At 44.1% G+C, this 26,434-nt stretch carries 28 protein-coding genes; 23 read left to right on the top strand and 5 right to left on the bottom strand.

Annotated features, from left to right (window positions below; translation table 11 throughout):
* Nucleotides 1–90 precede the first annotated feature (90 nt).
* Nucleotides 91–1,773 (bottom strand): M20/M25/M40 family metallo-hydrolase, encoded by a 1,683-nt coding sequence (locus tag ACXACN_RS07540; protein ID WP_474963507.1) that lies wholly within the window; start codon nucleotides 1,771–1,773, stop codon nucleotides 91–93.
* 227 nt (nucleotides 1,774–2,000) lie between these two features.
* Here ACXACN_RS07540 and ACXACN_RS07535 point away from each other — a divergent pair, with 227 nt between their 5' ends.
* Both ACXACN_RS07535 and ACXACN_RS07530 read left to right on the top strand, forming a co-directional pair.
* Nucleotides 2,001–2,678 carry a GntR family transcriptional regulator gene (locus ACXACN_RS07535; RefSeq protein ID WP_474963505.1) on the top strand — a complete coding sequence of 226 codons (678 nt, stop codon included), beginning with the start codon at nucleotides 2,001–2,003 and terminating at the stop codon, nucleotides 2,676–2,678.
* A gap of 159 nt (nucleotides 2,679–2,837) precedes the next feature.
* The gene (locus ACXACN_RS07530) at nucleotides 2,838–3,014 is read left to right on the top strand and encodes a hypothetical protein (protein ID WP_474963503.1); all 177 of its coding nucleotides are present in this window, start codon (nucleotides 2,838–2,840) and stop codon (nucleotides 3,012–3,014) included.
* A 15-nt stretch (nucleotides 3,015–3,029) separates the two neighbouring features.
* Here the strand turns inward: ACXACN_RS07530 and ACXACN_RS07525 are convergent, their stop codons facing one another.
* On the bottom strand, nucleotides 3,030–4,988 hold the full coding sequence (locus ACXACN_RS07525) for an alkyl/aryl-sulfatase (RefSeq protein ID WP_474963501.1): 1,959 nt from the start codon (nucleotides 4,986–4,988) through the stop codon (nucleotides 3,030–3,032).
* Between the two features lie 239 nt (nucleotides 4,989–5,227).
* The gene (locus ACXACN_RS07520) at nucleotides 5,228–5,404 is read right to left on the bottom strand and encodes a hypothetical protein (protein ID WP_474963500.1); all 177 of its coding nucleotides are present in this window, start codon (nucleotides 5,402–5,404) and stop codon (nucleotides 5,228–5,230) included.
* Nucleotides 5,405–5,615: 211 nt separating this feature from the next.
* Here ACXACN_RS07520 and ACXACN_RS07515 point away from each other — a divergent pair, with 211 nt between their 5' ends.
* Nucleotides 5,616–6,197: a Crp/Fnr family transcriptional regulator gene (locus tag ACXACN_RS07515; RefSeq protein ID WP_474963499.1), complete on the top strand. Its 582-nt coding sequence runs from the start codon at nucleotides 5,616–5,618 to the stop codon at nucleotides 6,195–6,197.
* On the opposite strand, the gene ACXACN_RS07510 is transcribed toward ACXACN_RS07515, so the two are convergent.
* Complete coding sequence (locus ACXACN_RS07510; RefSeq protein WP_474963497.1) at nucleotides 6,180–6,908, bottom strand: DUF4386 domain-containing protein; 729 nt, start codon at nucleotides 6,906–6,908, stop codon at nucleotides 6,180–6,182. The genes ACXACN_RS07515 and ACXACN_RS07510 overlap by 18 nt on opposite strands.
* 252 nt (nucleotides 6,909–7,160) lie before the next feature.
* On the opposite strand from ACXACN_RS07510, the gene ACXACN_RS07505 reads away from it, so the two are divergent.
* The 18 genes from ACXACN_RS07505 to ACXACN_RS07420 all read left to right on the top strand — a co-directional run bounded on the left by ACXACN_RS07505 (nucleotide 7,161) and on the right by ACXACN_RS07420 (nucleotide 24,118).
* Nucleotides 7,161–7,658 (top strand): GyrI-like domain-containing protein, encoded by a 498-nt coding sequence (locus ACXACN_RS07505; RefSeq protein ID WP_474963496.1) that lies wholly within the window; start codon nucleotides 7,161–7,163, stop codon nucleotides 7,656–7,658.
* Between the two features lie 29 nt (nucleotides 7,659–7,687).
* Complete coding sequence (locus ACXACN_RS07500; RefSeq protein ID WP_474963494.1) at nucleotides 7,688–8,230, top strand: P-loop NTPase family protein; 543 nt, start codon at nucleotides 7,688–7,690, stop codon at nucleotides 8,228–8,230.
* Nucleotides 8,231–8,428: 198 nt separating this feature from the next.
* Nucleotides 8,429–9,790, top strand: coding sequence for a copper amine oxidase (locus ACXACN_RS07495; protein ID WP_474966826.1), 1,362 nt, complete (start codon nucleotides 8,429–8,431; stop codon nucleotides 9,788–9,790).
* A gap of 79 nt (nucleotides 9,791–9,869) precedes the next feature.
* Entirely contained in the window at nucleotides 9,870–10,532 is a 663-nt protein-coding gene (locus tag ACXACN_RS07490; RefSeq protein ID WP_474963493.1) for a class F sortase, read from the top strand.
* A gap of 237 nt (nucleotides 10,533–10,769) precedes the next feature.
* Nucleotides 10,770–11,423, top strand: coding sequence for a DUF429 domain-containing protein (locus ACXACN_RS07485; protein WP_474963492.1), 654 nt, complete (start codon nucleotides 10,770–10,772; stop codon nucleotides 11,421–11,423).
* Between the two features lie 186 nt (nucleotides 11,424–11,609).
* Nucleotides 11,610–13,406 carry a glycoside hydrolase family 2 protein gene (locus ACXACN_RS07480; protein ID WP_474963491.1) on the top strand — a complete coding sequence of 599 codons (1,797 nt, stop codon included), beginning with the start codon at nucleotides 11,610–11,612 and terminating at the stop codon, nucleotides 13,404–13,406.
* Between the two features lie 18 nt (nucleotides 13,407–13,424).
* Complete coding sequence (locus ACXACN_RS07475) at nucleotides 13,425–14,810, top strand: MFS transporter (RefSeq protein ID WP_474963489.1); 1,386 nt, start codon at nucleotides 13,425–13,427, stop codon at nucleotides 14,808–14,810.
* A 106-nt stretch (nucleotides 14,811–14,916) separates the two neighbouring features.
* Nucleotides 14,917–15,858: an ArsR/SmtB family transcription factor gene (locus tag ACXACN_RS07470; protein ID WP_474963488.1), complete on the top strand. Its 942-nt coding sequence runs from the start codon at nucleotides 14,917–14,919 to the stop codon at nucleotides 15,856–15,858.
* Nucleotides 15,855–16,625 (top strand): putative hydro-lyase, encoded by a 771-nt coding sequence (locus ACXACN_RS07465; protein WP_474963487.1) that lies wholly within the window; start codon nucleotides 15,855–15,857, stop codon nucleotides 16,623–16,625. Before ACXACN_RS07470 ends, ACXACN_RS07465 begins: the two co-directional genes overlap by 4 nt.
* 91 nt (nucleotides 16,626–16,716) lie before the next feature.
* Nucleotides 16,717–17,661: a ribose-phosphate diphosphokinase gene (locus ACXACN_RS07460; RefSeq protein ID WP_474963485.1), complete on the top strand. Its 945-nt coding sequence runs from the start codon at nucleotides 16,717–16,719 to the stop codon at nucleotides 17,659–17,661.
* A gap of 155 nt (nucleotides 17,662–17,816) precedes the next feature.
* Nucleotides 17,817–18,161 (top strand): PadR family transcriptional regulator, encoded by a 345-nt coding sequence (locus tag ACXACN_RS07455; RefSeq protein ID WP_474963484.1) that lies wholly within the window; start codon nucleotides 17,817–17,819, stop codon nucleotides 18,159–18,161.
* Complete coding sequence (locus ACXACN_RS07450) at nucleotides 18,148–19,182, top strand: HAAS signaling domain-containing protein (RefSeq protein WP_474963483.1); 1,035 nt, start codon at nucleotides 18,148–18,150, stop codon at nucleotides 19,180–19,182. Before ACXACN_RS07455 ends, ACXACN_RS07450 begins: the two co-directional genes overlap by 14 nt.
* 150 nt (nucleotides 19,183–19,332) lie before the next feature.
* Entirely contained in the window at nucleotides 19,333–19,545 is a 213-nt protein-coding gene (locus tag ACXACN_RS07445; protein ID WP_474963481.1) for a hypothetical protein, read from the top strand.
* A 339-nt stretch (nucleotides 19,546–19,884) separates the two neighbouring features.
* Complete coding sequence (locus ACXACN_RS07440) at nucleotides 19,885–21,462, top strand: BCCT family transporter (RefSeq protein ID WP_474963480.1); 1,578 nt, start codon at nucleotides 19,885–19,887, stop codon at nucleotides 21,460–21,462.
* Nucleotides 21,463–21,717: 255 nt separating this feature from the next.
* Complete coding sequence (locus ACXACN_RS07435) at nucleotides 21,718–22,062, top strand: hypothetical protein (protein ID WP_474963479.1); 345 nt, start codon at nucleotides 21,718–21,720, stop codon at nucleotides 22,060–22,062.
* 158 nt (nucleotides 22,063–22,220) lie between these two features.
* Nucleotides 22,221–22,889, top strand: coding sequence for a type 1 glutamine amidotransferase domain-containing protein (locus tag ACXACN_RS07430; protein WP_474963477.1), 669 nt, complete (start codon nucleotides 22,221–22,223; stop codon nucleotides 22,887–22,889).
* 68 nt (nucleotides 22,890–22,957) lie between these two features.
* Nucleotides 22,958–23,239, top strand: a complete 282-nt coding sequence (locus tag ACXACN_RS07425; RefSeq protein ID WP_474963476.1) for a putative quinol monooxygenase — start codon at nucleotides 22,958–22,960, stop codon at nucleotides 23,237–23,239.
* A gap of 12 nt (nucleotides 23,240–23,251) precedes the next feature.
* Nucleotides 23,252–24,118: a LysR family transcriptional regulator gene (locus tag ACXACN_RS07420; protein ID WP_474963474.1), complete on the top strand. Its 867-nt coding sequence runs from the start codon at nucleotides 23,252–23,254 to the stop codon at nucleotides 24,116–24,118.
* A 41-nt stretch (nucleotides 24,119–24,159) separates the two neighbouring features.
* On the opposite strand, the gene ACXACN_RS07415 is transcribed toward ACXACN_RS07420, so the two are convergent.
* Nucleotides 24,160–24,729 carry a DJ-1/PfpI family protein gene (locus tag ACXACN_RS07415; protein WP_474963473.1) on the bottom strand — a complete coding sequence of 190 codons (570 nt, stop codon included), beginning with the start codon at nucleotides 24,727–24,729 and terminating at the stop codon, nucleotides 24,160–24,162.
* Nucleotides 24,730–24,987: 258 nt separating this feature from the next.
* On the opposite strand from ACXACN_RS07415, the gene ACXACN_RS07410 reads away from it, so the two are divergent.
* Both ACXACN_RS07410 and ACXACN_RS07405 read left to right on the top strand, forming a co-directional pair.
* Nucleotides 24,988–25,848 carry an AraC family transcriptional regulator gene (locus tag ACXACN_RS07410; protein WP_474963471.1) on the top strand — a complete coding sequence of 287 codons (861 nt, stop codon included), beginning with the start codon at nucleotides 24,988–24,990 and terminating at the stop codon, nucleotides 25,846–25,848.
* Between the two features lie 113 nt (nucleotides 25,849–25,961).
* On the top strand, nucleotides 25,962–26,336 hold the full coding sequence (locus tag ACXACN_RS07405; protein WP_474963470.1) for a YhfM domain-containing protein: 375 nt from the start codon (nucleotides 25,962–25,964) through the stop codon (nucleotides 26,334–26,336).
* Nucleotides 26,337–26,434: the final 98 nt, after the last annotated feature.

Below are 26,434 nucleotides of genomic sequence, written 5' to 3'. Positions count from 1 at the left end.
TTGTAGCTTGCAGGTAAGGGTGAAATAGATTATTTCTTTTGTGCCCTGAGGAAAGTCATCATCATTTTTCATTGATTGCTTCGTTCATATTTAATGCGCTACCTGACATTTCTTTTCGTAGAGACTAAGTAATTCCAAACTGGTCTGGCGGATGAGCATGGGCAGCGTATCGAATGAATAAGGCTTGTGAACGCGCTCCGTCCATTTATGACCATCTTTCCCGTAAACACCCATATTCACAGAAGGAATGTTCAAGTTGCGGATTTCCTTAATCGGCAGGGAGAATGTATTTTTATAATCCGGGAAATTTTTCAGCAACGTTGAAATCTCTTCATCAGATTCATGAAGGGATAAAAAGCTTCCATCACTCAAATAAGGAAAGAAGCGTTTCAAAGAAAATGATTCGTTGGTCTCTTCCTGACATTTGGATAAATTCCGTTGAATGACGTCCATAAGCATTTGATCTCTGGAACTTTCAGGCTGCAAGTAATTGTGTGGAAGATAGGGAGGAGCGAAAAACAGAATCACTCTTGGTTTCTTATCGGGATCAACAAGTTGTAATGATTCTACAATTTTAAAACACTTGATTCTCTCCTCTAAATGCTTGTGTTGCCTTTCAGCCTCGTGAATGACCGTATCCACATCGATCTCTTTTGATCTTAAGTATTCCGTGTACTCTTCAAGCGTTTGAACATCGATCTTCCAGGACTGATTCTTATTAGGAATGTCCGCACGATTGGTAAATGTGTCATAGGAGATGGCAAGCTTGTGCTCTACTTCTTCACAAGCTTCTTCGGTTATATTCTTCAACTGATCCATGACATCTTTTGCCGAGAGTTCATAAATAAAGTAATTAAAATATAGCCGGCTGCTCTTGGCTGTTTGAACATTGTAGTGCTCTTTTTCATCTTTCGCATACAAGCAGGAAGGAGGCAGGATGTGTTCCCCTCTAATGTCCTCGGTTAAGTCTAAATTATTGTTGATACGACGGTTAATTTCAGCAGAAACAAGCGTAGAATCTATGCCGGACAGTGTATCTCCTACGTGAGTCTCTCTTCCGTAAATGTAAAAGCAAGGGAGTAGTTTTCCAGCAGAGCCGGTGTAAATGTAACGGTTCGGATCTTGATCATATTGAGGGGAGATAAAATCTGTATTCACAGCCATCATGTATTCAAGGTCTTCTTCAGCCTTTATTCTATTTAATACAGGAATGGATGAGATCACACCACTATGCTGGCTTTCTTCATCAGGGTTAACCATTAGTAACAAGTTTCCGGGCAGTTCTTCTAAGTGTTCTGAAAAATAGAGGAGGTTAGCCATGTGAACAGCGATGCCGCTTTTCATATCCAATGCTCCTCTTCCAAATAGCCACTCTCCAGACTGAGCATCTTCTTTAACTGATGAATCAAAGGCATAGTTTTTAAAGAAATTTTCGAGTGAGGTAGGATCACAGGCACTTGGTTTTAAGGACCCATAATCATCTGTTCCTACTGTGTCCATATGAGCGTGGTACAAGATGGTTTGTTTGTGACGCTTCGGGCTTTTTATTAAAGCGAATACATTTTTTCTATTGTACTTATCATCGGGGACAGGGGCCTCGAATACATAGGCTGGATGTTTAGAGAAGTAAGGAAATGACAGCAATATATCTTTAATGATATTTGCGATGTTCGCTTCTCCACTTGAGCCATTTATGCTTTCAACTTCGATCAGTTTACGAGAAATGGTCTCTACTTGTTTAGCTAGAGGCAAATCCTTGATTTGATTGTACATCTGTTCTCCACCTTTCATTATTCGTCCATCGTAATATTGACGTTCTATATTGTGCTACAATTTTGTTCTTCAATAATGTCATTATAGTCTCATCTCTTTCGCTTGTGAACCCGAGAGGTGTATTTTTCATCCAGAACATTTCTCAGCTGCTCCAACGTTTTGTTTTTACTTAAAAAAACTTATACTATGGATAACGATTTTTATCTATAGATGGGGGAGTTCTTCCTGTGGGGACTAAAAAAACGGTGGAGCAAGTGATTATTGATAAACTAAAGCAAGCCATTTTGGAAAGGGAACTGGCTCCAGGAACACAGTTAAGGGAGTCAGTTATTGCTAAAAAGCTGAAAACAAGTCGTACGCCGATACGCAATGCTTATCGCAAGTTAGAAGAAGAGGGATATGTATCCATCAAGCCCAATCGTGGAGCCTACGTCATTCAACCAGACATCCATGATCTCCTTCAAGCATTTGAATTAAGAATCGAACTGGAGTGTGTAGCTGCTAAGTTTGGTTTGCATAAGGTGACACAAGAGGACATAACGTATTTGGAGAACCTGGTAAAGGACGAGATTAAGGCCTATAAAGCCAAGGACCTTGCTCAATATATTGAGTTAAACAAGAGGTTCCATCTTCTTCTTGCTGAAAAAAGCGAAAATAAATTTACTATTGAATTCTTAGATAAAGTGATCGATCAAATTGATATCTATTTGAGGATCTATGATGTCATTGATTATAAGAGTGAAGAGGACAACCAAAGCTTGCGGGAGCACGAGGAAATCATCCATGCGATTGAGCAAAAAGACCTTTCTGTTGTTCACGAAGTATTAACGAAACACTTACGGAACACGTTAACCACTTTGAAAGGAACAGCGGAAGGGTATAAGTCTCTGGAGGATCTGTTGTAGCTGTAAAGATGCCATAGGTAGTACATAAGGTTTACATGAAACACCACTCCATGACTAATTGTTGCCAGGACGTACATTGGCACAACATCCCAAACATCCTTATTGAAGAAACAGAAAATCTTCGTTTATTTTTCTTAATTTTAATGGGGTGGGAAGTAAGTGCTTATGGAAGAAGGATCGAAGAAAGAAATAATGGCAAACGTAAAAGGAGTCACTGGATTCAGTGACTCCTTAATTGATGGGATACAGGCTGTTCATTACATTCGATTCCGTTATGTGTGTATCATTTCATTTAGAGATCTGTTAGAAGCAACATCTTTATGGGCCTTCTCATGATGCGCAAATTTTTTATTAGAAATCATGGTCTCTCTTTTTTTCCAAAGGTGTCATGATAGGGAAGTCGGTGTCGATTTGATCGAGCGCCCATAAAAATTGATGCCATTTTTGAAGATCTCCAATGACTTTGATAGCGGAAGGGGAAGGGCGGTTGTTGGTGGTGGCTAACTCGTATAAGGTGTCTTTGCTCATAATGACCTTCACTACATCCTTTTCTAATTCACTGGATAAGTAACGGAAGATGCCTCGTTTGACTTCCGTTAAGGCTTTTTCCTTCCGGTCCGGGATGATGAAGTTTATTTTGAAATCATACGCCCCAGCAATCAACCCGTTGATTCGGATACTTAACATGTTCAACACTTGTTCCAGTGTCATGATATCAAGAACATCTGTCGTGATGGTAGACTGTTGGATCGGAATAATGCCATACCGAAGCTCCTGTGCTCCCATTAAATATTCATTGCGCCAAGGGCCGGATTCTGCGATGTAGCCGAGCTGCTCCAGAGCGTCTGCACAAAGGTATTTGGCTTTCTTATTGGATGGGTTTGCGAAGATGACGTGTTTGGTGACTTCCGCGACCCATTGATAATCACCTTCCCGATAGCTTTCTTTGGCTTTCTTGATCACTTCTTCCTCTCCACCCATAAAATCCACATATTTTTTTGATGACTCTTCCGGGAGGAGCTTGTTTAAATCGACAGGGTTTCCGTTGTACCAGCCCATATACTTTTGATAAACCGCTTTAGAGTTATGGTTGACGGTGCCGTAAAAAGAACTGTTGAACCACTCGTCTTTTAAACTTTCAGGGAAGGTTACCATTCTTCCAACTTGATCGATGGTGTAGCCTTGATTGATCAACCTGAGTGTCTGGTCATTAATATATTGGTACAGATCCCGTTGTTTTTCCATATAATCGATGCAGTATTCCCTTCCATGCCTCGGCCAGTTATGCACTTCGAAAACAGAGGTCAATTCACAACCGAACAGATCAATCGCCTGTTGGATATATTTCGCCCACGCCACGGGGTCCCGTACTTCAGCTCCGCGTAATGTGTAGATATTATGAAGCGAAGCTGTACAGTTCTCTGCAATACAAAGGCTCTTTTCTTCAGGGACAAACATATTCATTTCAGCAGGAGCTTCAGTATCTGGTGTGATTTGAAATTTCATTCGGACCCCATCGATGACTTTCTCGACATAGGATTGATCACTGGATGGTGAAATTTCTTCCGCAGAATTGACTAAAGTCACCACACCAGTGGAGACGTATTTCCCTATCCCGCTGTCTACCTGACCCTTCTCACCACGGGGCAGCACTTCCCCATACATGTAAAATCCCCGCCTCGACATGGCGACACCTGCAGTCACATTCTCTTCCAGAGCGGCACTTAAAAATCCGCTTGGGGCATAAATTTTCACATCCTCTGTCGTACCACTATTCAGAACGCCTTCAACACCGCCATAATGATCGACGTGGGAATGGGAGAAGATGATGGCACTGACCGGAATTTTGCCAAAATAGCTGTCGATCAATTCAAATGCGGCTTCTGCCGTTTCTTTACTTGTGAGACAGTCGATAACAATCCAACCTGTCTTTCCGCGAATGATGCTCAAATTCGCAAGGTCGTATCCTCTGACCTGGTAAATGTTTTCGGTCACTTGAAACAGCCCGGCATTCAAATTCAGTTTTCCCTGATACCATAGTTTCGGGTTAACGGAAGATGGGAGTTTGTCTTGCAAGAGGAATTCATAGCGTTTTAAATTCCAGACAGGAAGGTGCGAATCATCGGGTTTGATCACGGGAAGGGGCACGCTTTTCAGCACATTTCGTGTTGCCCACTCCTGTTCAATCTTCAGTTTTGCAAAGGGCAGGTCCTTCTTTATAGATTCGTTGATTTTCTGGGTTTTCTTCGTGGCATCTTTCCGCAGAGGGGTGAATGCGGCCTCCATAATCTCCTTATCGTTTGGTTCCATGGGAAGTCACCTCCATGAACTATCGTATTCAGGTGAAAATCCCTTCATTCGAGGTAGAGTTCATAAATCATGAGCTGCAGGTGCATTTCCAAATACAAATTCAAACATTTTGGCTCGTGCTGCAGCCCAGATCGGTTAAAGGTTTTTCGTTCGATCCCAATTATCGATCGTCGACTTACAGGACCATTGCTCTCAGCAGCATAACCAGGGAGTTACAAATCCCTTAACGTTTAACGTCTTTATACATTTTGCTTTTCTTCAAGACCTTTTTCGTTGAGTTCTAATTTTCTCTTATCCAACTCCAGCTTTATTTCTTCCAGCACTATTTTTTTCTTTTTTAAGTCATAGTGGATGACAAAATATAAAAAAATGTATGTCAAACCTACGATGACTGATATAAATAAAAACAGGTCCATACTATATCCCCCTTCTTATTCCAATAGATTCACTACGTCAATCTTTCACCTTCCAACCGTTCTATATACGAAAATCATGTTCATCCCTGCACTACTCGTGGAATAAGAAAGAATGGTTGCGGTGCTTTAAAAAATGTTTCTTCCTAATGATGTCTAATCTTGCTATCTTTGTAGTAAGGACGTGACACAAATGAAGGAGAGGAAAGGTTTTATGAAACAGATCCTCATTAATTATATGAAAAAGTTTTCTGATCTCAGTGAAATGCAACTGAATAAAATTGCGTCTGATGTCCCCATCACCTCTTTCAGTAAAGGGACCGTGTTGTTGCAGCAAGGAGAAATTCCGAAACAATGTTATTTCATTTTAAAAGGATGTATCCGTAAATTTGCAGTAAACGAAGTGGGGAAAGAAACGACCGTCAATTTTTATACAGAGGAACAGAGTGTGACGATCTTCAATCAACATGCCGTCGATCAAGCATCCAAATATTCATTGGTTTGCGTAGAAGATTGTGTTTTGGTCGTTGGTGACTTATCTTTCGAACAGAAAGCGTACGAAACCACACCAGGTCTTGAAGCTATGGTTCTGAAAATGGTAGAAGGGGATTTGGGTCAAATGCATGATGATTACGCTGCATTCATATCCTCCACACCAGAAGAGCGGTACGCATCCCTACTTGAAAAAAGGCCAGATTTATTAAAAAGGGTCCCTCAACATCAGTTGGCCAGCTACCTGGGCATAACCCCTGAATCCTTGAGTAGAATCAAAAAGCGATTAGGAAGCCTCCAATGAAGATGACCTGCCGGGTTTACCTTTGATTCCTTTGACTAAAAGCCACATCCCGAATCCTAATTCACCCATCATCATGGGCAGGCTGAGAATGGTCTCGAGGGAGGTTGTCAGTGACTTATACTGAGGAAGCCCATTGTACATTGCGTGGACCAACAGATAGCTCACACCAGCGATCATCAACAAAAGACTCATCCACTTCGGAATGTAGGGAGCTTTGAACGCGACAAACCCCACCATGATTAAGTGACATCCAAATACAATTAATCCTAAAGACCAGATCGTTTCAAAACCAATAAGGTTTCCCATCACTTGTGATGCTGATTCTTCATTTGAAGCAGTGGTCTGTTGAATGATTTGGCTGGCCATCCATAAACGGAATACAGCTGCGGTAAGAATGATGGTATAGAGGAATCGAAGCCCACCAGCCCATAATGCATACGTGGGATGGACTGGTTTCAATACTTTGTAAAAAGCCCAGGATACTATGAGATCTGTTAAGATGATCACCGCCCAACCAGCTATTTCTAAATGAAATAAAGGAAGAGAGGACTCCAAGTGAAGGTAGGTTGCAGCTGTGTCTTCGTAGAACACCAGGGAGTTATGAGCGTATCCATAAGAGAATAATGCAGCAAAGGTCATGACAAGTAAACTCACTCCGGCAACCATGGCTGGTCGTCGTTGAAACTCATCATGTTTATTCAGATTTTTCATCATAAGCCTCCTCTTTTGTTTCTATGTAGTTTATCCTCTCTTTTGGAAGATCGCATTGATTTAAATCAATACTTTCAAAATTAGAGATGAAAAACAAAAAGTGATGAAGGTTGAAAGGCTGGTCCAAGAAGATTATAAAGAAGCGGGATTACCATACTGGGTGAAGAATGAGAGCATAAGAGGAAGTGGTTCTTGTGTCTTTCCCCATGTTTTCCTATAAAATAAAGAAAAGAACGTTAGGAAGGTGAAGAAATGGAGCCGAAAATCATAGCTTTAGAGGAAAAGAAGTTGATTGGTAAATCGATGAGGATGTCTTTGGAAGACGACTTTACCAAGGAACTTTGGAAAAGTTTTATGCCCCACCGTCATTCCATTCCATACCGTGTTGATGAGATGCTGTACAATCTCAAAATTTTTGACCAGGGTTTGAATTCTAGTGGATTTCAATCGTCTACCCCTTTTGTGAAGTGGGCGGGTGTGGAGGTTGAACGGAACGATGTTGAAGAAATGCAGGGGATGGAAACGCTCGAAATGAGTGGAGGGCTTTATGCGGTTTTCTTTCATCATGGTCCCGCAAGTGAATTCATCCAGACGTTACAATACATATTCAACGAGTGGCTGCCGTCGTCTTCTTATGTTCTGGATAACCGGGAGCACTTTGAACGATTTACGGAAGACTATCACCCAGGTGATCCTGAAGCTCTAGAGGAAGTATGGATACCAGTTCTATATAAAGGACCAGGAGAATGATAGGGTGATATAGGGTAAGGGGGAGTGTAGTGAGTGGTCCAAGGAAAATACATATCATTGGTTCGGTAGCTAGTGGGAAAACGACCCTCGCCAGGAAGCTGTCCCACGAATGGCACATCCCTTATTATGAGTTGGATAACGTCGTGTGGGAGAGACATAAAACTGGGGATATTCGACGAACAGAAGAGGAACGGGCGGAATACTTGAAACAGATTGTCGGGACGGAAGGCTGGATCGTTGAAGGGGTTCACAACGAGCCGTGGGTGGAAGAAAGCTTTCTTCGTGCGGACCTTATCATTTTCCTTGATACGAAATATTCTGTACGAACGTATCGCATCATCAAACGCTTCCTTTCACAAAAGCTCCGGATGGAAGAGTCCCATTACCAACCTACCTTTCGCATCTTTTTCAAAATGTTCAAGTGGAACAAATATTTTGAGCGGAACGGAAAGCCTCACTTTTTTCAAACATATAAGGAAATTCAAGATAAAGTGATGACGGTGCGAACAGGTAAAGAATTGAAACAGAAACTATCTGCCATGCCCAAAGATGCCCAAGCAGATTATATGTAAAGAATTGGTTCGAAATCACCTATGGAAAACCACTTTCCATAGGTGGTTTTCTTTTTTTTAGAAGAAATATAAGTTGATATAACAAGGTTTTTTGTGTTTTTTTGAACTTTTTCTGTTTTTTTGTGATCCAAAATGCATCTCCTCTCGTTAGCTTAGTGAAATCAAAAATAAGAGGAGTGGTTGGAAATGAAAAAACAAATCAATTGGAAAAAGTCTTTGATCGCTTTGCCGATGTCCGCAGCACTGATGCTGCCGACGGCCACGGTTACGTTTGCAGATGACCATGGGGATCATAGTGAAAAAATGTCAGATGTAACGGTTTCTACACCGGCTGCTGATTTACGAGCGACACTTGATCAGTCCCTTTCCGAGCACGCCTATCTTGCCGTTGTAACGATGCAAAAGGGGATCGAGGGTGCCGAGGATTTTGATGAAGCAGCGGCAGCCCTTGAAGGAAATACACAAGATCTAACCGCAGCGATTGCTTCCGTATACGGAGATGAAGCAGGAAAGCAATTCGAATCCATGTGGTCTGAACATATCGGATACTTCGTCGATTACGTGAAAGCGACAGCGGAAGAAGACGAAGCTGGTCGTGAAGAAGCCTTAGGCAATTTGGACAACTATCGTGAAGATTTCTCCGAGTTCCTGGAAACAGCTACAGATGAACGCTTGGAAGCTTCTGCGCTGGCTGAAGGTCTGCAAATGCACGTGAACCAGCTAGTCGGAGCTTTTGACAATTACGAAGAAGGCGACTTCGATGAAGCCTATCAAAAGCTTCGTACAAGTATCGATCACATGTACGGAGTCGGAAAAGGTCTATCTACTGCGATTACTGACCAATTCCCAGAGAAATTCGAAAACACGAACCCAGCGACACCAGCTGCTGACCTTCGTGCAGACTTGAACCATTTGCTATCTGAGCACGCAGCCCTTGCCGTCCTTGCGATGCAAAAAGGGGGCGATGGTGCGGAAGACTTTGAAAATGCCGCAGCTGCGCTCAGCAACAATACAGAAGATCTAACAGCAGCCATCACTTCTGTCTACGGTAAAGAAGCCGGCCAGCAGTTTGAGGACATGTGGTCTGAGCACATTGGTTACTTTGTCGATTATGTAGAAGCGACCGGTGCAGGAGATGAAGAAGCGAAAGAACAGGCACTGACCGCTTTAGACGGATACCGCGCGGACTTCTCCCAGTTCCTTGATACAGCAACAGAAGGTGGACTGGAAGCAGAAGCAACAGCGGAAGGTCTGCAAATGCACATCAACCAGCTGACAGGATCGTTCGACAGCTATGTCAATGGTGATTTTGATGCAGCTTATGACCAGCTTCGTGAAGCTTATGCTCACATGTATGGAGTAGGCGAGGGACTATCAGGTGCGATCGTAGCCCAAAACCCTGAGATGTTCGCATCCAACATGCCTTCTGAAATGCCAAAAACAGGACTCGGTGGTACAGCTGATGACGGAATGAATGCATGGATGATTGCGTTCGCCAGCATGGCAGCCGTCCTATTTGCAACAGCCATCGGCGTACGCAAAAGCAAAAATAATGCATAAGTAAATTCCCAAAAATTTCTACCCCTGGTCATACAGATATTTCCAGGGGTAGTTCATTATAGATGGTAGGTGAATGGATATGTTCAAATGGATTTCTTTGCTCTTTATAAGCTTCTTGTTTGCTTGTTCCAGTGCTCAGGATCCGGAAGCTAGTATGGAAGATGGGCAGCATGCAGTGGATTCTGCTCAGCAGGTGGAAGGGAAAGAAAGTAATTTAAGAGAAACGTATGATTCTCAAAGGATCAATGCATCCGCAACGGCTGACACGAGTGAGAAGACAGCGATCACACCACAGACAGTTTCTATACCCGCCATTGATGTGGAAGCGGATATCGAAAATGTCGGACGTTATGCCAATGGACAGATGGGTGAGCCGGAAAGTGTGGAAGGCGTAGCCTGGTACAAAGACGGTTATCAACCAGGAGCGAAGGGAAGTGCTGTCCTTGCTGGTCACGTCGACAGCCGTACAGGCCCTGCAGTATTCTATGATCTCGAAGATTTGCAGGAAGGCGATGAAATCATCGTCACAGATGAAGAAGGCACAGAACAAACTTTCATCGTCCAAAAATCAGAAGCGTATGACCGGAAAAATGCTCCATTGAACAAGATTTTCGGTTTCTCTTACCGTAGACAACTGAACCTCATTACATGCACAGGGGAATTCAATACAGAAGCGGGAACGCACGATGAACGGCTGGTCGTCTATGCCGTCCATGAAGATGATGTGAACGCTAATGGGTAAACAGGTATCTATTAAAATATAGATGCCTGTTTTTTTGTGTAGATGGATCATTTCGTTTAAAATGCTCATAACCTAAACGGTTGATCCATGCTGATCCTTTTCTAGGAATCATGGTACTATGGTCGAAATACGATTGAACTCAAGTCTGTCAATTGTAGACTATGTAAACATAGGACTTTCATTTGGCTGAAAACTAGTAAGCTGCCATGAAAAAAGGGGACAGAAGGAGGTACACAGATGCAATACATAGGGATCGATTTATCAGGCCCAAGCAACACTAAAGATACTGTGCTCGTTCATTTTCAAATGGAGGAGGACAAGCTTCGTTACATACAACATGAAACACCGATGAACGACCATGCTTTGATGACATATATCGAGTCGCTAGCGAATAAAGACGCCGTTACCATCGGTGTGGATGCCCCTCTTTCTTATGAAGATGAGGGAGGAGATCGGGAAAGTGACCGAGCCTTAAGATCATTTGTAACGGAGCTTGGGATGAAAGGTGCATCCATCATGCCTCCTACAATGATGCGCATGGTGTACTTAACATTGAGAGGCATTCGGATCACGAGGGAGATCGAACGTCTTCCCACGAGATACGACATCCACCTCGTTGAAGTCCATCCGGGTGGGGCTCTTGGAGCGAGGATGGAGTCCATTGAGGCTGTACTCCACTATAAACAAGACCTTTCCGTTCGCAAAAAAGTCCGAAAATGGTTTGAAACACAACAGTTATTCGGTATTCCGGAAACAATGGCCAAAGAGTCTCACACGATTGATGCTTGTGCCGCTGCACTTGCTGCCTGGTATTGGCAGGATCCTATACATGAGCCTGCCTGGTTGTACAAAGCATCTAGCCCTCTTCATCCTTATGATTTTTGTTGTTAAAAAAAATCCTCCGAACTCCTTCATTGGCAGGGCGGGGGATTTTTCTATGAAAAAATTTATTTTTTATTACAAAATAACTTGTAATAAAACCTATTTACATGTAATAATAGAACTCATAGATGAAAGCCTTTTCATATAGTCTTAAGAATCGTAGAACTACTTGTAATGAAAGAAGGGGACGCATGTATGGTGGATACAGAACTGCTTTTACCGAAAAAGAACAATCGTACTTCCGATTATCCAAGGCCTCAGTTTAAAAGGGACCATTGGTACGACTTGAATGGAAGGTGGGCTTTCCATTTCGATGATGAAAACAATGGAGAGCGGGAGCAATGGTTTCAAGGAGGGAAGCTGGAAGGATCGATTGAAGTACCCTACGCCTATCAATCGGAAAAATCCGGCATCCATTCGAATGAGCAACACTCTATTGTCTGGTATGAACGCACCTTTGATTGGGAGACGACGGATCAGCATGTGCTCCTACACTTTGAAGCGGTCGATTACCATACCAAAGTGTGGCTCAATGGAGAGTGGATCGGAGAGCACGAAGGAGGGCACACACCGTTCAGTTTTGAATTGTCTTCTGCACTAAAGGACGGAAGCAACACGTTGACCGTCCGTGTGGAGGACACCAACAGTGTTGAACAGCCGATTGGCAAGCAATCTTGGAAAGAAGAAAACTTCCTATGCTGGTACACACGGACGACAGGCATCTGGCAACCTGTTTGGCTGGAAGAAGTCCATCCTTATCATGTGGAACATGTGAAACTGACACCGAACGTGGAGGAAGCTTCGATTCAACTGGATGCCTCTTTAAACAAACATGAAGAACCCTTGTATCTCGAAGCCGATGTGTATTTTAAAGAGAAGTGGATCACGACAGCAGGAACCTGGGTGAAGCCAGGGAAACGAGCAGAAATGATGGTCGATGTGGAATCGGACTGCGCGGACTTTCGGATCCACTACTGGTCGCCGGATGATCCAAATCTATATGATGTTCGTTTTACCTTGAAAGATCATAACGGATTGTATGATGTCGTAGACAGCTATTTCGGCATGCGTCAAGTTGAAGTGCAGGAAGGAAGAGTATTGCTGAACAGGGAGACGTTTTATCAAAAGCTAATCCTGGATCAGGGATACTACCCGGAATCTCTCATGACTGCCGATACGGAAACGATGGAAGCGGATTTGAAAAAAGTGAAGGAAATGGGCTTTAACGGGGTGCGCCGCCATCAGACGATTGCTGACCGTCGTTATCTGTATTTGTGTGATCGACTTGGACTAGTCATGTGGGCAGAGATGCCGAGTTTCTTCCATTTCACCGATCGTTCCATGCAGCGCATGTTCACAGAAACAAGGGAAATGATTGAAAAACACTACAACCACCCATCGGTCATTGTATATACGCTGATGAATGAGTCCTGGGGCGTCAACGAGATCTTCCACCAAACTGCCCAGCAAAACTTTGTAAACGCTTTATACTACCAAACGAAGGCGTATGACCCTACGAGATTGGTAGTCGGAAATGACGGGTGGGAGCATACGCTGACTGATATTCTTACCATTCATGATTATACGAGCGACCCTTCACTGATGAAAAAGAATTACAAAGATCAGAAGGAGTTCGTGGACGGCAGTCCTTCCTCTACGAGTAGCAAGCAAAATTATGCCAGAGGCTACCGCTATCAGGGTGAACCGATCATGATCAGTGAATACGGAGGGATCGCTTATGGATCTAACAGCCAGGGGGACTGGGGATATGGGGCTAGACCTGATGACGCAGACGAAGTGATCCGACGTTTGGAAAGTTTGACTTCTGTCATCCTGGAGACCGGGTACATTCAAGGATTTTGTTATACGCAGTTGACAGATGTAGAACAAGAGGTGAACGGATTACTGGATGAGAACCATGAGTATAAGTTCGACCCAGGGAAGATCCGCTCCATTGTATCTAAAGAGACAAGCGGTTTTGTTTTTGAATAACCTTTAGGAGGAGAAGCGATGGAAACAGCGAAGCAATATCCTGTAGACGTAAAGGAAACCGAGAAAAAAGAGGAGATCAAAACGAAAGAGTTTGCTTCTTATTTCGGTTATGGTTTTGGACAATGCATCAGTTTTGGGCTGGTCGGGTCGTACATCTTGTTCTTTTATACGGACATTCTCGGAATATCTGCAGCAGCCGCCAGTTTGATTTTTGTTATCGCAAGAACGTGGGATGCAATCAATGATCCGTTGATGGCTTCATTCATGGATACGCTGCATTCTAAACACGGCAAGTTCCGTCCTTATTTGAAATACATGCCTTTCTTCATCGTGCTCATTACAGTTGTCTGTTTCTTACCACTAGATGGATTGAGTTATACGGCAAAAGTATTGTTCGCAGGTGGATCGTATATTCTTTGGGGAATGATCTATACGGTTTCAGACGTCCCATTTTGGTCGTTATCTACTGTCATGAGTCAGGATTCTCAACAGCGGACCAAGCTGATTACGTTTGCGAACATGGGGGTCTTCGCCGGCATCGGTTTGTCTCCAGTCGTTTTCATCCCTCTGGCTGAATGGATCGGAGGAGATGACCTAGGGAAAGGCTACTTCTTCGCCACACTCATTCTTATGCTCTTTGCATTGCCGATCATGTTGAATGGTTTCAAAAACACAAAAGAGAGAGTAAAACCTCCGAAGACCAAAGTGAAACTCTCTGACGCTTTCCGAGCGGTCAAGGCCAATAAACCAATGTTTGCTGTGTTAGTCGTCTTCTTCTGCAACATTTTCATGAACATCACCCAGGCGTTGAACGTGTTCTTTTTCACATACAATCTTGGAAACGCTTCCTTGATGTCCCTGTTCGGGATCATCAGCCTGGCGAGCTGTGTCGGATTTTTCATCATTCCATCCCTTGCCCGCAGGTTCAAGAAGAAGCACTTGTTGATGACAATTGTCGCAGCGGATATCGTCGTCCGGATCATCTGGTTCTCTGTCGGATATTCCAGTGTCGTCGTATCGTTTGTGTTCATCGCCATCACGATGCTGCTTTACACAGCGACTGGTCCATTGATTTCTTCCATGCTTGCGGAAACGATCGAATATACGGAATACAAGACGGGCAAACGGAATGAAGCCGTCACCTTTTCCGGGCAGACGTTTACAGGAAAGCTCTCGGTTGCTATCGCCGGTGGTTTGACGGGTGTGATTCTCACCTGGATCAATTATGCTCCGAATCAGGGTCAGACAGCAGCCACCATGGATGCCTTGTTCTTTGTCGTCGCATTGCTACCTGCCCTTGGTTCATTGATTCGTTTGATCGTCATGTACTTCTACTCCTATACAGAAGACGAATACTACGAGATTGTTGAAAAACTCGACCAAAGAAAAAGAGAAGCGGTTTAACTCTATTCCAACATCCCTCTGCCAATAGCAGGGGGATTCGTTTTGTTTCTTTCCTAACACGTGCACTCTGGTATAATCAGGGTAACAATACGTAGGTGGTGTCGGTTTGAAACGTTTACAACTATCCTTTGATGATATGCTCTCCACGAGCAAAGCACTTGCGAATCAGACGAGGATCCAGATTTTAAAAATACTTAGTGAAAAACCTCATAACGTGAACGAGTTGACCGAAAAGCTGGATGTGCCTTTTTCAACAGCGGCCTCTCATGTGAAAAAGTTGGAGGAGGTCGGTCTCATCGTAACAGAACTCGTCCCAGGCCGGGGGACGCAAAAGGTGAGTGCCATCAATTACGATCAAGTCGTCATCGATCTGTTTACAGAGGACCAGCAAGAAGATGCTGTCCTTCATTTTGATATGCCGATCGGAGACTATTTGGATTGCCATGTCGAACCGCACTGCGGGCTCGTAAGTGAAAACGGTTATATCGGACTGCAGGATGATCCACGCTCGTTCTATGAACCGGAACGCAAACATGCGCAGCTGCTGTTTTTCAGAGACGGCTATGTGGAGTACCGTTTCCCGAACCGAATTCCGGATGATCACATCGCGAAAGAAATCGAGTTCAGCGCAGAAGTTTGCTCAGAAGCGCCCAATTACAAGTTGGATTGGCCATCTGACCTTACCGCATGGCTGAATGGAAAAGACATTGGTACGTGGACTTCACCTAGTGATTTCGGAGGCGAACGAGGTCAGTTGACGCCTTCCTGGTGGCGGACGAATTTTACCCAGTACGGACTTTTAAAGCATTGGAAAGTGACGGAAGACGGTTGTTTCATTGACGGGGAAAAAGTGAATGGTGATCTTACGTTGGATCAATTTTCCTTATATGATCAACCATATATCTCCTTCCGTATAGGCGTTAAGGAAGATGCTGTCCATGCAGGCGGAATGAATTTGTTCGGTCCGAAGTTTGGAAACCATGAGCAAGGGATCCATATGCAAATTAAGTATGAACCACAATCTCAGGAAGGAGTGAGGGAACAATGAACCCGAAGGAAGCAAGACTGCAATACAGAAGCGAAGATAAGCATGGCACGACTTCCGGCCTTTGTGAAAAATATACCCAGACGAACCTTGTTACATTGCCGAAAGAATACGCCTTCGATTTCTTATTGTTCTGCATGAGGAATCCGAAGCCGTGCCCGCTCGTGGAAGTGTTGGAAGCAGGGCAGTACGTACCTAAAGTGGCTGATGCCGATATCCGGACAGACCTTCCCCGGTACAGGATTTACCGGAACGGGAAGTTCTCTGAAGAAGTCTTGAACATCCGGGAAGTGTGGCAGGAAGATTTCGTAACCTTCCTGATCGGATGCAGTTTTACGTTTGAAAAAGCGCTCCTGGATGGCGGAATTCCGTTGTTTCACCAGGAACAGAAAAAAGTGGTTCCGATGTTTGATACGACCATCCCTTTAGAACCTGCAGGAATCTTCAAAGGCAACATGGTCGTCAGTATGCGTGCGGTTCCCAACCATTTGGTTGATCAGGCCCTTGCCATATCGGACCGTTTTGAACAGTCCCACGGGAGTCCTGTCCACATCGGAGCACCGGAGGAAATCGGCATCAAGGATTTGCAGCATCCCGATTACGGGGAAGCGGTTGATTTTGATTCTGCCGAAGCAACGCCAGTGTTCTGGGCGTGTGGAGTGACGCCGCAGAATGCTGCTCTGAAAGCGAAGCCATCCATCATGATCACCCATGCCCCTGGTCACATGCTGATTACCGATCAGTTGGATTCCAATTACGAAAATGGGTAACTCTTACCAATAAAGGTTCCTAACTTGCAACAAAGCCCCTGGAGTGATAAGTTTTTCTTAACAAAACCTTTACAAAACAGGAGCGATACATATGGATACACAATCACAGATGAAGCTTTTTACATTAAACTCCAATGAACCATTGGCTGAGGAGATAGCAAAAATCCTTGAGGTCCCAATTGGGAAAAGCAAAGTCGTCCGTTTCAGCGATGGAGAAGTCCAAATCAACATCGAGGAAAGTGTCCGTGGCGATGATATTTATCTCGTCCAGTCCACTTCCCAGCCCGTCAATGAGCATGTGATGGAAATGTTGATCATGGTCGACGCCTTGAAGAGGGCTTCTGCCAAAACAATCAATGTCGTCATTCCATATTACGGGTATGCCCGTCAGGACCGGAAAGCCCGCTCACGTGAACCGATTACAGCGAAATTAATCGCCAATTTACTGGAAAAGGCAGGCGCGGACAGAGTCATTTCTCTGGACCTGCACGCACCTCAAATCCAAGGCTTCTTCAATATTCCCGTTGACCAGCTGCAAGGCATTCCAATCCTCGGAGAATATTTCAATACGAAAGACATTAAAGACCTTGTTGTTGTCGCTCCGAATACAAGCGGTTTGAATCGTGTTAGGAAAATGGCCAACATCCTCGATGCCCCTCTTGCGTTCATCGATAAGCGGAAAGCAGAGCCTGGGGAGCCGGAAATCCGTGACGTCGTAGGGGATGTGGAAGGTAAAAACGTCCTGATCGTGGACGATATGATGGATACAGCCAATACGGTAACCGTGGCAGCTGATATTCTCAATGAAAATGGAGTCAACGATATCTATGCTTGTGGAACACACGCGGTCCTTTCTGATCCGGCCGTCATCAAAATTGAGCAGTCGCCGATCAAAGAACTTGTCATCACAAATTCCATCTTCCAGCCGGAAGAGAAACAGATCAGTAAGATGACGATCCTTTCTGTCGCGCCTTTATTGGCGGATGCACTGCTGCGCGTACAGCACGAAGATTCTGTCAGTGTATTGTTTGATTAATCGCATCTAATTTGAAGCACCTCTTCGCGAAGAGGTGCTTTTTTTTGTGAAAAATATAGTTGGTTTTATGAAAATACAATTGCACATACAATAGTGTATGACATATACTATATGTAGATAGTGTTTGTCGTACAGTATGTAGAGGAGTGAAGATGTTGAGTCAATTAGTGAACTCATTGCTGACCGAACAGCGGAGGGGGAATTTGACGTTAGCGGTATTGAGTCAGCTGCGTACGCCTCAATACGGGTATTCGCTCGTGAAACGATTAGAAGATTCCGGCATCACCATCGACCAAAGCACTTTATACCCCTTGCTTCGCCGGTTGGAAAAGAAGGATTTGGTCACGAGCAGTTGGGATACGTCAGAGTCAAGACCCCGCAAGTATTATGTAGTCAGTGAGTATGGGGAAGAAGTTTTTCAAACGTTGAAGGAAGAATGGAAAAAAGCGACGAATGAATTGTTCCGCTTATTAGAGGAGGAGAACAATGAAATGGATTGATGTCTACTTACAAGAAGTAGAGCGACGACTTCCGGAAAAGAACCGGGAAGACATCTTACTTGAAATCCAATCCATCATCGAGGATATGCTACCTGAAGATCCAACGGAGGAAGAGATCAAAGAAGTTCTACAGGAATTGGGCGATCCAGCAAAACTTGCCCAGGGATACAGTGAAAAACCGATGCACCTGATTGGTCCACGTTACTACGATACCTACATCTCGCTCGTCAAAATGATCGTGCCGATTGCCATTACGATATCGTTAATCACGCTTGTCGCGGAGAATATCCTGGGTTCCGTCGAGGAAGGGAACTTGATTGCGATGATCCTTACCATCTTGGGTGAGGGTGTCTGGCGAGTGGTTTCTGTTGGTATGCAGGTCTTCTTCTGGATAACGATTATTTTCGCTATCATCGAACGAGTAGACACCGGCATCGATGAAGAAAACCTACCGCCTCAGCGGAAGAAGTGGGCACCGGAAGATTTGAAAAAAGTCGCCCATGTCTCTAAGAAACGTGCGATCTCTCAATGGGAAGTGTATGGTGCTTTTCTTTGGACAGCGATTTGGGGTACCGTCTATTTTCACGCCGACCAGTTGCTTGGAATCTATGAAAACCAGGGCGAAGGACTTACGTTCATCACCCCGGCTCTGAATCAGGATGTTCTACTCAGTTTTTGGCCTGGAGTCATCCTTGTTGTTGGACTGGAAATCGCCTTGGGGCTCTTTAAGTTATTGAGAAAAGAATGGACTAGAGGGATTGTTTGGTTCCATACGCTTCAGGAGGTCGTTGCGGTAGGTGTTTTCGTATGGATTATTACGGATGAACGGTTGTTTCAATCAGCGTTCATTCAATATGTTTCCAATTTGTTCGGGGTGAGTGCATCACAAGTTGAGAACGGCTTGGCTTGGAGGCTTGCCGTCATTTTTATCATCTTTGCTGCTTGGAGCATCATTGATGGATGGATCAAGTACAAAAAAGGCGTAAAGAAGACAAAATTAAGACATGAATGGGTTCAATAACATCGAGCTAAAAGATGATTCCTTACGTTGGGATCATCTTTTTTATATGTGGGTTAAAATAATTCCTTTTTTTGGTACAATAAGAAGGACTATAGTGAACGGAAAAAATATTCTAAGAGAAAGAATAATGATGGAAGGGAGTCAGTAGGCGTGAATAATAAAACCAAGTGGGTGGTAGCAATGCTATGTACGCTAACGCTTGTTATGGGGATCTTCTTATTCGCCACCCAATCCTATTTTAATATCAAAGAAATCGAGAATGCCAGTGATCAATGTTACGAGATTGGCGGAACTCCAGAAGTGGAAGCAGATTTCTTTGCCCTCCATTATACTTTTGATTGTGATATTGAAAAAAATAAATAAGCTCACCCAAACCAACAGCTCCTGTCTGACATGAGCTGTTTTTTTTGCCTGGAAAACAGCAAATGGATCAATGGATAGCAGTAACATTATAGATTTGTTGCTCTCAGGCAAATAGGAAACCTCAGCGATCAAATGCTTCAACATCCTATTCATCCTTCCCTCGCTTCCATTTGACGAGTTGTACGAACATCTCTATAATTAGCAACTATGTGTAAAAAACGTCTGAGAATAAGAGGAGTATCCGTCTTCTAAACGTCCAAAGAACAAAGCCATTGTAAATTCGTCATCGATATAAAAATATCTTAACTATCACAGGTTAAAAAACCTAGGAGGAAAATAATGAACGAAAAAACGAATAGGAGAACGAGAATTGACTGGATCACATTCAGCATCAGCGGAGGCTTTCTCGTCTTATTTTTACTCTTGTCTCTCTTGAAAAAAGACCTGATGGGAGAATGGATCTCAAGCTCGTTCGACTTTTCTGTTACATTCTTTGGAGCTTTTTGGCAATTGCTGCTGCTGGCAACATTCGTCGTCGGAGTTGTGCTTGCCTTATCGAAATATGGAAAAGTAAAATTAGGAAAAAAAGATCAACCGGAAAATAGTTGGTTCCGTTGGGTCTCTATGATTCTTTGTACTTTGCTAGCGAGTGGAGGGGTTTTCTGGGCCGCCGGAGAACCAATCTATCATTTCTTAACGACGCCACCGTTGTTTGCAGATGAAGGGATGACGAGTGCTGAAGCGGTTGTCCCAGGATTAGCGCAAAGCTTTTTCCACTGGGGATTCACCGGATGGGCGTGTTTAGGTACGGTCGCTACGATTGTACTCATGTATGCTCACTATCATAAAGGATATCCTTTAAAGCCACGGACCATTTTGTATCCGATGGTTGGAGAAAGAATCTTCAATAAAAAAAGTGTCATCGGAGCGACAGCAGATATCGTTTCTGTCATTGCTGTGGCCGCAGGAACGATCGGACCGATTGGCTTCCTAGGCTTACAAGTCGGTTATGCATTGAATTATTTATTCGGTATTCCGGATACCATTTTCACTCAGTCTCTCGTCATTATATTCTTAGTTACGATTGCTGCCGTGTCTGCGGCTTCTGGAGTAGATAAAGGAATTCAACTGCTCAGCCGTCTGAACGTAGGGTTTGCGATCATCTTGATGGTTGCGATGCTCATTTTAGGACCAACCATGTTCATCATCGATTCATTTATCGCTGCTGAAGCGTTTCAAATCCAGAACTTCCTACGCATGAGTCTCTATCGCGGGGATAGTGGCTGGCTCGGATATTGGACCGTGTTCTTCTGGGGCTGGTTCCTCGGATTTGGTCCTGCGATGGCGATGTTCATCAGCCGTATATCCCGAGGCCGTACCATTCGTGAGTTGATCCTTGCGGTTGCAATCATCGCTCCGATTGTAAGTAATTTCTGGTTTGCCGTAGTCGGAGGTTCTGGTTTGTTTTACGAACTCGAATCACCAGGAGCAATCTCGACAGCCTTGAATGAAACAGGCATGCCTGCCGCCGTTATGGCGATCATGGAACAAGTACCTTTTGGCATGGTCATGGCCGCTGGATTCCTGATCGTTACCATCATTTTCGTCGCAACCACAGCTGACTCGATGTCATACTCTGTGGCCGTCACTATCACAGGGGACACCCATCCGCCACGAGCTCTTCGTGTTTTTTGGGCGCTGCTGTTCGGAGGAATCGCTGCAACCCTTCTTGGTATCGGAGAGAGCAGTATTCAAACGCTGCAGAACTTTATCGTTGTGACCGCTGTTCCGGTTTCCTTATTGTTGCTGCCACCTGTCTGGTTAGCGCCGAAAGTGGCTAAGCTGATGGCTAAGGAACAAGGGATTATTAGTGAGAAGAAAGTTATGTCAGTTGAAGAAGAACGTAAAACATCATAAATGAAGTGAAGCCGCTATTCTATTTTTTCTTTCGATAGAATAGCGGCTTCTCTTATTATTCTAATTAGATGATTAATTTCATAAAACAAGTAAATTCATTCTGGAGATCACTCAGCTAATCGACTGATTCTCTGACAGTGATACTGACGTTTTAAATAAAGACGTTTATGTTTAGTAGAATATTATTTTTGTTGTTTCTACACAACTTTTTGAGGGAATGGGGTAGTTATATTTAGTTACCCAGGAGGAATCCCAATGTCTAACGAAACCAAGCAAACCTTCCACATCACTGACGCCAACGATTTCAACCGCGTCTGTGTAGAAAACGACGGATTAGCATTCCCTGAACTCAAAAAAATGATGGAAGACTACATATTAAGTCAACCCAGCATGGAGTTCAAAGAATGTTTAATCCAGGATGAACAGGTAGAAGAAGGAGAGGTCAGAACCGTCCAGGTCAACTTCCTTGATACGAACACGAACAACTTCATCCGTCTGTGGGGTTCGAAAAACAATGAAACAGATGAAGTGTTGAAAATGAAAGTGGATGCGATTGACTTGAATACGAAAGAGCTCGTTTATGAGCGTCAATTGGTATGACCAACAGAGAAGGCCGTGATTTAGGGTCTTCTCTATTTTTAGAATCTAGTTATAAATATATTTATACATAATCCCATATTTACTAATTTGTATTATACCAACTGCCGTTCTACAATAAGACTCGTAAACAAATTCACTTTCTCAGGAGGAATGAAATCATGAGTAAACATATATTAATGGTCGTTACGACGTCAGATAAAATGAATGAAGAGTTGGATACGGGTCTTTGGCTTTCTGAATTCGGGGAAGCTTATGTAGAATTTGCGAATAAAGGGTATGATATGACTGTTGCAAGCCCAAAAGGCGGGAAAGCACCGGTGGATGATCGTAGTCTGGAAGGTGGCGAAACGCCTCAGGAAATTCTGGATACGGCGAAGTATTTGGAAGACACCGTGAAAATCGACGACATTGAAGATCTTTCTAAGTTCGATGCCATCTTCTTACCAGGTGGGCATGGAACGATGTTCGACCTACCCGATAACAAGAAGCTTCAAGATGTGATCCGTGACCTTTATGAAGCGGACAAAGTGGTGGCAGCGGTTTGTCACGGTCCGGCTGGACTTGTCGGTGTCACACTTTCCGATGGTTCTCCGATTGTAAAAGGCAAAGCTGTTACCGCGTTCACAGATGAAGAGGAGCGTGCAACGACATTGGATGCGTACATGCCTTTCTTATTGGAAACGCGTCTGCGTGAGCTGGGAGCGGATTTCGTCGCTGCTGAGAATTGGGCGGATCACGTTCAGGTAGCGGATGGTTTGATAACCGGACAGAATCCTCAGTCTACCATTAGTGTTGCAAAAGAAGTCATCAGCAAGCTTGAAAAATAAAGGATTGGGGAGGAGCCTGTGAGAGGAAGTTCTTACAGGTTCTTTCCTTCTTTAAAGGAGGAATGATGATGGTTACGATAAATGCGATCATTACAGCAAAACAAGGGCAGGAAGAGGCTCTTTTTGAAGAATTGAAAAAAGTGGTGGAGCCCTCGAGATCCGAATCGGGTTGTGTGGAATATACCCTGCACCGATCGTCGGATGATGAAGGAACTTTCGTTTTTTATGAAACGTGGGAAGATGAAACAGCGTTGCAAGCACATGTTGAGTCGGACCATTACCAAGCTTATCGAGAAGCGACAGCTGACTTGACCGATTCCAGAACGGTTCACAAGCTTCAAAAAGTATAGAGGATTTAAATCATGATTGATTTTGAATGGTACCGTAGTTTTATCAGCATTTACAAGCATGGGTCGGTATCGGCTGCTGCCAAAGCGCGCTTCATGACACAACCGGCGATGAGCCAGCATTTGGCTGCCTTGGAGTCAGAGGTCGGTGAATCTTTGTTTCGACGGGCACCTAGGAAAATGGTTCCGACAGACAAGGGAAAGGAATTGTACACGAAGCTCGTACCTCTGATTGAAAAATTGGAAAGCACAACGCAGGAAATCAAACAGACGTCCAACCACCCCTCTGAAATGCCGCTCGTCAAACTCGGTTCCCCTGTAGAATTTTTCACAGGAAGGGTTCTGGATAACGTGCGTGCTCTGGATATCCGGTTTCTCGTCCAGTTCGGTACGGCTCCTGCGCTGTTGGAACAATTGATCAACGAAGAAGTTGACTTGATGATAACACCAAAGAAGCAGACGGTGACGGGGATTGAGTATAGGCTCTTGGAAAAGGAAACGTTCGTTGTTGTGGCCCCTGCACATATGAAGGTGGGGGATGTAGGGGAAGAGGTGGAAGCTTGGCTCAAGGAGCAAGCCTGGTTGAGTTATGGGCTCGACCTTCCGATTATCCGGAGGTATTGGCGTGAACATTTCAATAAACGCCCGGATGTGAAGGCGAAACATATCATTCCGAATCTGCAGTCAATATTGAAGGCGATTGAAAAAGGGATGGGCCTCAGTGTGCTGCCGTTGTATTTGATTGAAGAGGCTGTTGAAAGTGGGAAAGTCCAGGTCCTTTTTCCGGATCTGTCGGTTGAAAATGACCTCTTTGCTGCTTACCGGATCGACCAACGTGATGAGCCGAACATGAAAACCGTGATTCAACAGTGGAAAAAATGAGACCGTGCTCTCCCGAATTCAGGGAAGGCACGGTCTTATTTTTATGAGTGAACGGATGTACCTTTTACTTGCTTCACAAATTCTTTCATGATGGAAGGCAGGTCCGGCCAGGCGTGACCAGAAACGAGGTTACCATCGACGTAATTCATTTCATCCATGTACTCCGCACCAGTGCTCTCTACTTCAGGACGACACGCATGATAAGCGGTCATTTTGCGTCCTTTCACGACATCGGCGATCGTTGTCAAAACAAGGCTGCCGTGACACATGACGGCGATCGGTTTTTCTGCAATGAAGAAATGGCTGACGATCCCCGGCAGATCGTCGTGCATGCGAATATGTTCAGGGGCACGACCGCCCGGGATGATGAGGGCATCATAATCATTCGGGTCAACCTGTTCAAAAGTGATGTTGGCATCAATCATGTAGCCTTTTTTCTCCGTATAGGTTTCCCAGTCTTCAAAATCGTGGATGACTGTATTCAATTTCTTCTGATGAGGGGCGGCGATATCGACTTCAAAACCTTCTTCCAGACAGCGGAAATATGGATAATACACTTCCAAAGCCTCAACAGCATCTCCAGTCACGATCAACACTTTCTTTGCACTCATCTTTCACCCTCCTAAAGTAGAATTACATAGGGTGTAGTACCCTAATTCCCACTAAAGCTAACCACATTTTTATATTGTTTTTTAATGTATTGGAAAACCATAAAACGGTTCCTTTTAGTTATTACAGTTAAATACGGAAGATGGCAGTCGTCATGAGGAGCGTTCATTTTTTTGAGGAACAACATGACACCTTGTAGCATTTCCGGTCAGGTTTCCGTGATATGATAATGGTAGATTGAACGTACGGGAGGGGACGCCATGACTTGGATACAATCGATGCAGAAAGCGATCGACTTCATGGAACAACATTTGTTGGAAGACATCTCTATAGAAGAAATCGCGAAGGCTGCTCATACATCGCCTTTTCATTTTCAGCGCTTATTCAGTCTTCTTACGGATATGACAGTGGCGGGATATGTAAGGAGACGAAGATTGTCTCTCGCCGCGCAGGAATTGAGAAAAGGGGAGCAGAAAATCATCGATGTAGCCTACACCTATGGCTATGAAACTCCCGAGTCTTTTTCCCGGGCGTTCCGGAAGCAGCATGGCCTATCACCACGGGAAGCACGGAGTTACAGCGGGAAGATGACCGCCTATAACCGCCTGGTCATCCAGGTGAATCTAAAAGGAGCTGATCCGATGAAGTATGAAGTGGTGGAGAAGGAAGCGTTTCAAGCGGTGGGTATGAAAGAAGAGTTTTCCTATGTAGATGGCGAAAATTTTAAAGGGATTCCTCAAATGTGGGGGAAAGTGAATGGGGATGGCACCGATCAGAAATTGTTGAAAGAGAATAATGGTTCGGTGAAAGGTCTGTTAGGTATCTGCGTCGACAAGTCCGCTGAGAAAGAGAACCATATGGATTACTGGATCGCAGCTGCTCATGAGGGTGGAGAGGTTGAAGGATTGGAAACGCTTGAGGTTCCAAAAGCGAAGTGGGCCATCTTCGGTGTTCATGGCAGCATGCCTCATGCGATGCAGGAGACGTGGAAAAAGATATATTCCGAATGGTTTCCTTCAAGTGGTTATGAAAATGCCGGGGGTCCTGAACTCGAAGTCTATCACGAGGGAAATCCGAACAGCGAAGATTATTACTCTGAAATATGGATCCCAGTCAAGTAGGCAGAAAAAGCGCAGTCCTTTGTCGGACTGTGCTTTTTCTTATGGAATAAAGGATTTTATTGCCAAAATGTAGAAGGTAATGAGTACCAACGAACACCACCAGGAGGGAAGTCGTGCGATCGATCTTTCTGATTTTCACTGTTTTTCTAATTTCCTGCTCCCCTCTTACTCCACTCATCCCTGAGGGAGTGACGATCCAAGGGATGGAAAGCTTTGAAGAAGAGGAAGCAGAAGAAGCCATCATCCTAACAGATAAAAAGGAGATCCGAACCTTTCAAGCGGGAGTCTGGGGCGCAGACAGACAACCAGGAGTTGCTGACGTTGTAGATCCTGATTTTTCTTTCACGTTAGGACAAGCGTCTTATTTTTTATGGTGGGATGCTGAACTACTCATGAATCAAAAGAATACACATATCCTTTATACGTTGAAGAAGCGCGATCATGAAAACATGAAAAGGGTCATAGAGGAGAAGATGGAAAGACCGTGAACGCTTTTTTTAGTTGAAGGATTTTTAGAACCATCTTCTAGAACTGTATACGTCTGGTTTTTAGGTTGGAGAACGTTAATTTTCTATCGATGAGGAGG

The sequence above is a fragment of the Halobacillus sp. AWM4_238 genome (genome assembly GCF_056158265.1).
This window is presented reverse-complemented; position numbering and strand designations above follow the sequence as displayed.

Bases quoted from the DNA above. Each gene is read 5' to 3' on its own strand.
- ACXACN_RS07440 (WP_474963480.1), top strand. From the start codon at position 19,885: ATGAACGAAAAAACGAATAGGAGAACGAGAATTGACTGGATCACATTC.
- ACXACN_RS07430 (WP_474963477.1), top strand. From the start codon at position 22,221: ATGAGTAAACATATATTAATGGTCGTTACGACGTCAGATAAAATGAAT.
- ACXACN_RS07490 (WP_474963493.1), top strand. From the start codon at position 9,870: ATGTTCAAATGGATTTCTTTGCTCTTTATAAGCTTCTTGTTTGCTTGT.
- ACXACN_RS07435 (WP_474963479.1), top strand. From the start codon at position 21,718: ATGTCTAACGAAACCAAGCAAACCTTCCACATCACTGACGCCAACGAT.
- ACXACN_RS07450 (WP_474963483.1), top strand. From the start codon at position 18,148: ATGAAATGGATTGATGTCTACTTACAAGAAGTAGAGCGACGACTTCCG.
- ACXACN_RS07410 (WP_474963471.1), top strand. From the start codon at position 24,988: ATGACTTGGATACAATCGATGCAGAAAGCGATCGACTTCATGGAACAA.
- ACXACN_RS07415 (WP_474963473.1), bottom strand. From the start codon at position 24,729: ATGAGTGCAAAGAAAGTGTTGATCGTGACTGGAGATGCTGTTGAGGCT.
- ACXACN_RS07505 (WP_474963496.1), top strand. From the start codon at position 7,161: ATGGAGCCGAAAATCATAGCTTTAGAGGAAAAGAAGTTGATTGGTAAA.
- ACXACN_RS07510 (WP_474963497.1), bottom strand. From the start codon at position 6,908: ATGAAAAATCTGAATAAACATGATGAGTTTCAACGACGACCAGCCATG.
- ACXACN_RS07480 (WP_474963491.1), top strand. From the start codon at position 11,610: ATGGTGGATACAGAACTGCTTTTACCGAAAAAGAACAATCGTACTTCC.
- ACXACN_RS07520 (WP_474963500.1), bottom strand. From the start codon at position 5,404: ATGGACCTGTTTTTATTTATATCAGTCATCGTAGGTTTGACATACATT.
- ACXACN_RS07425 (WP_474963476.1), top strand. From the start codon at position 22,958: ATGGTTACGATAAATGCGATCATTACAGCAAAACAAGGGCAGGAAGAG.
- ACXACN_RS07540 (WP_474963507.1), bottom strand. From the start codon at position 1,773: ATGTACAATCAAATCAAGGATTTGCCTCTAGCTAAACAAGTAGAGACC.
- ACXACN_RS07420 (WP_474963474.1), top strand. From the start codon at position 23,252: ATGATTGATTTTGAATGGTACCGTAGTTTTATCAGCATTTACAAGCAT.
- ACXACN_RS07475 (WP_474963489.1), top strand. From the start codon at position 13,425: ATGGAAACAGCGAAGCAATATCCTGTAGACGTAAAGGAAACCGAGAAA.
- ACXACN_RS07465 (WP_474963487.1), top strand. From the start codon at position 15,855: ATGAACCCGAAGGAAGCAAGACTGCAATACAGAAGCGAAGATAAGCAT.
- ACXACN_RS07515 (WP_474963499.1), top strand. From the start codon at position 5,616: ATGAAACAGATCCTCATTAATTATATGAAAAAGTTTTCTGATCTCAGT.
- ACXACN_RS07460 (WP_474963485.1), top strand. From the start codon at position 16,717: ATGGATACACAATCACAGATGAAGCTTTTTACATTAAACTCCAATGAA.
- ACXACN_RS07525 (WP_474963501.1), bottom strand. From the start codon at position 4,988: ATGGAACCAAACGATAAGGAGATTATGGAGGCCGCATTCACCCCTCTG.
- ACXACN_RS07485 (WP_474963492.1), top strand. From the start codon at position 10,770: ATGCAATACATAGGGATCGATTTATCAGGCCCAAGCAACACTAAAGAT.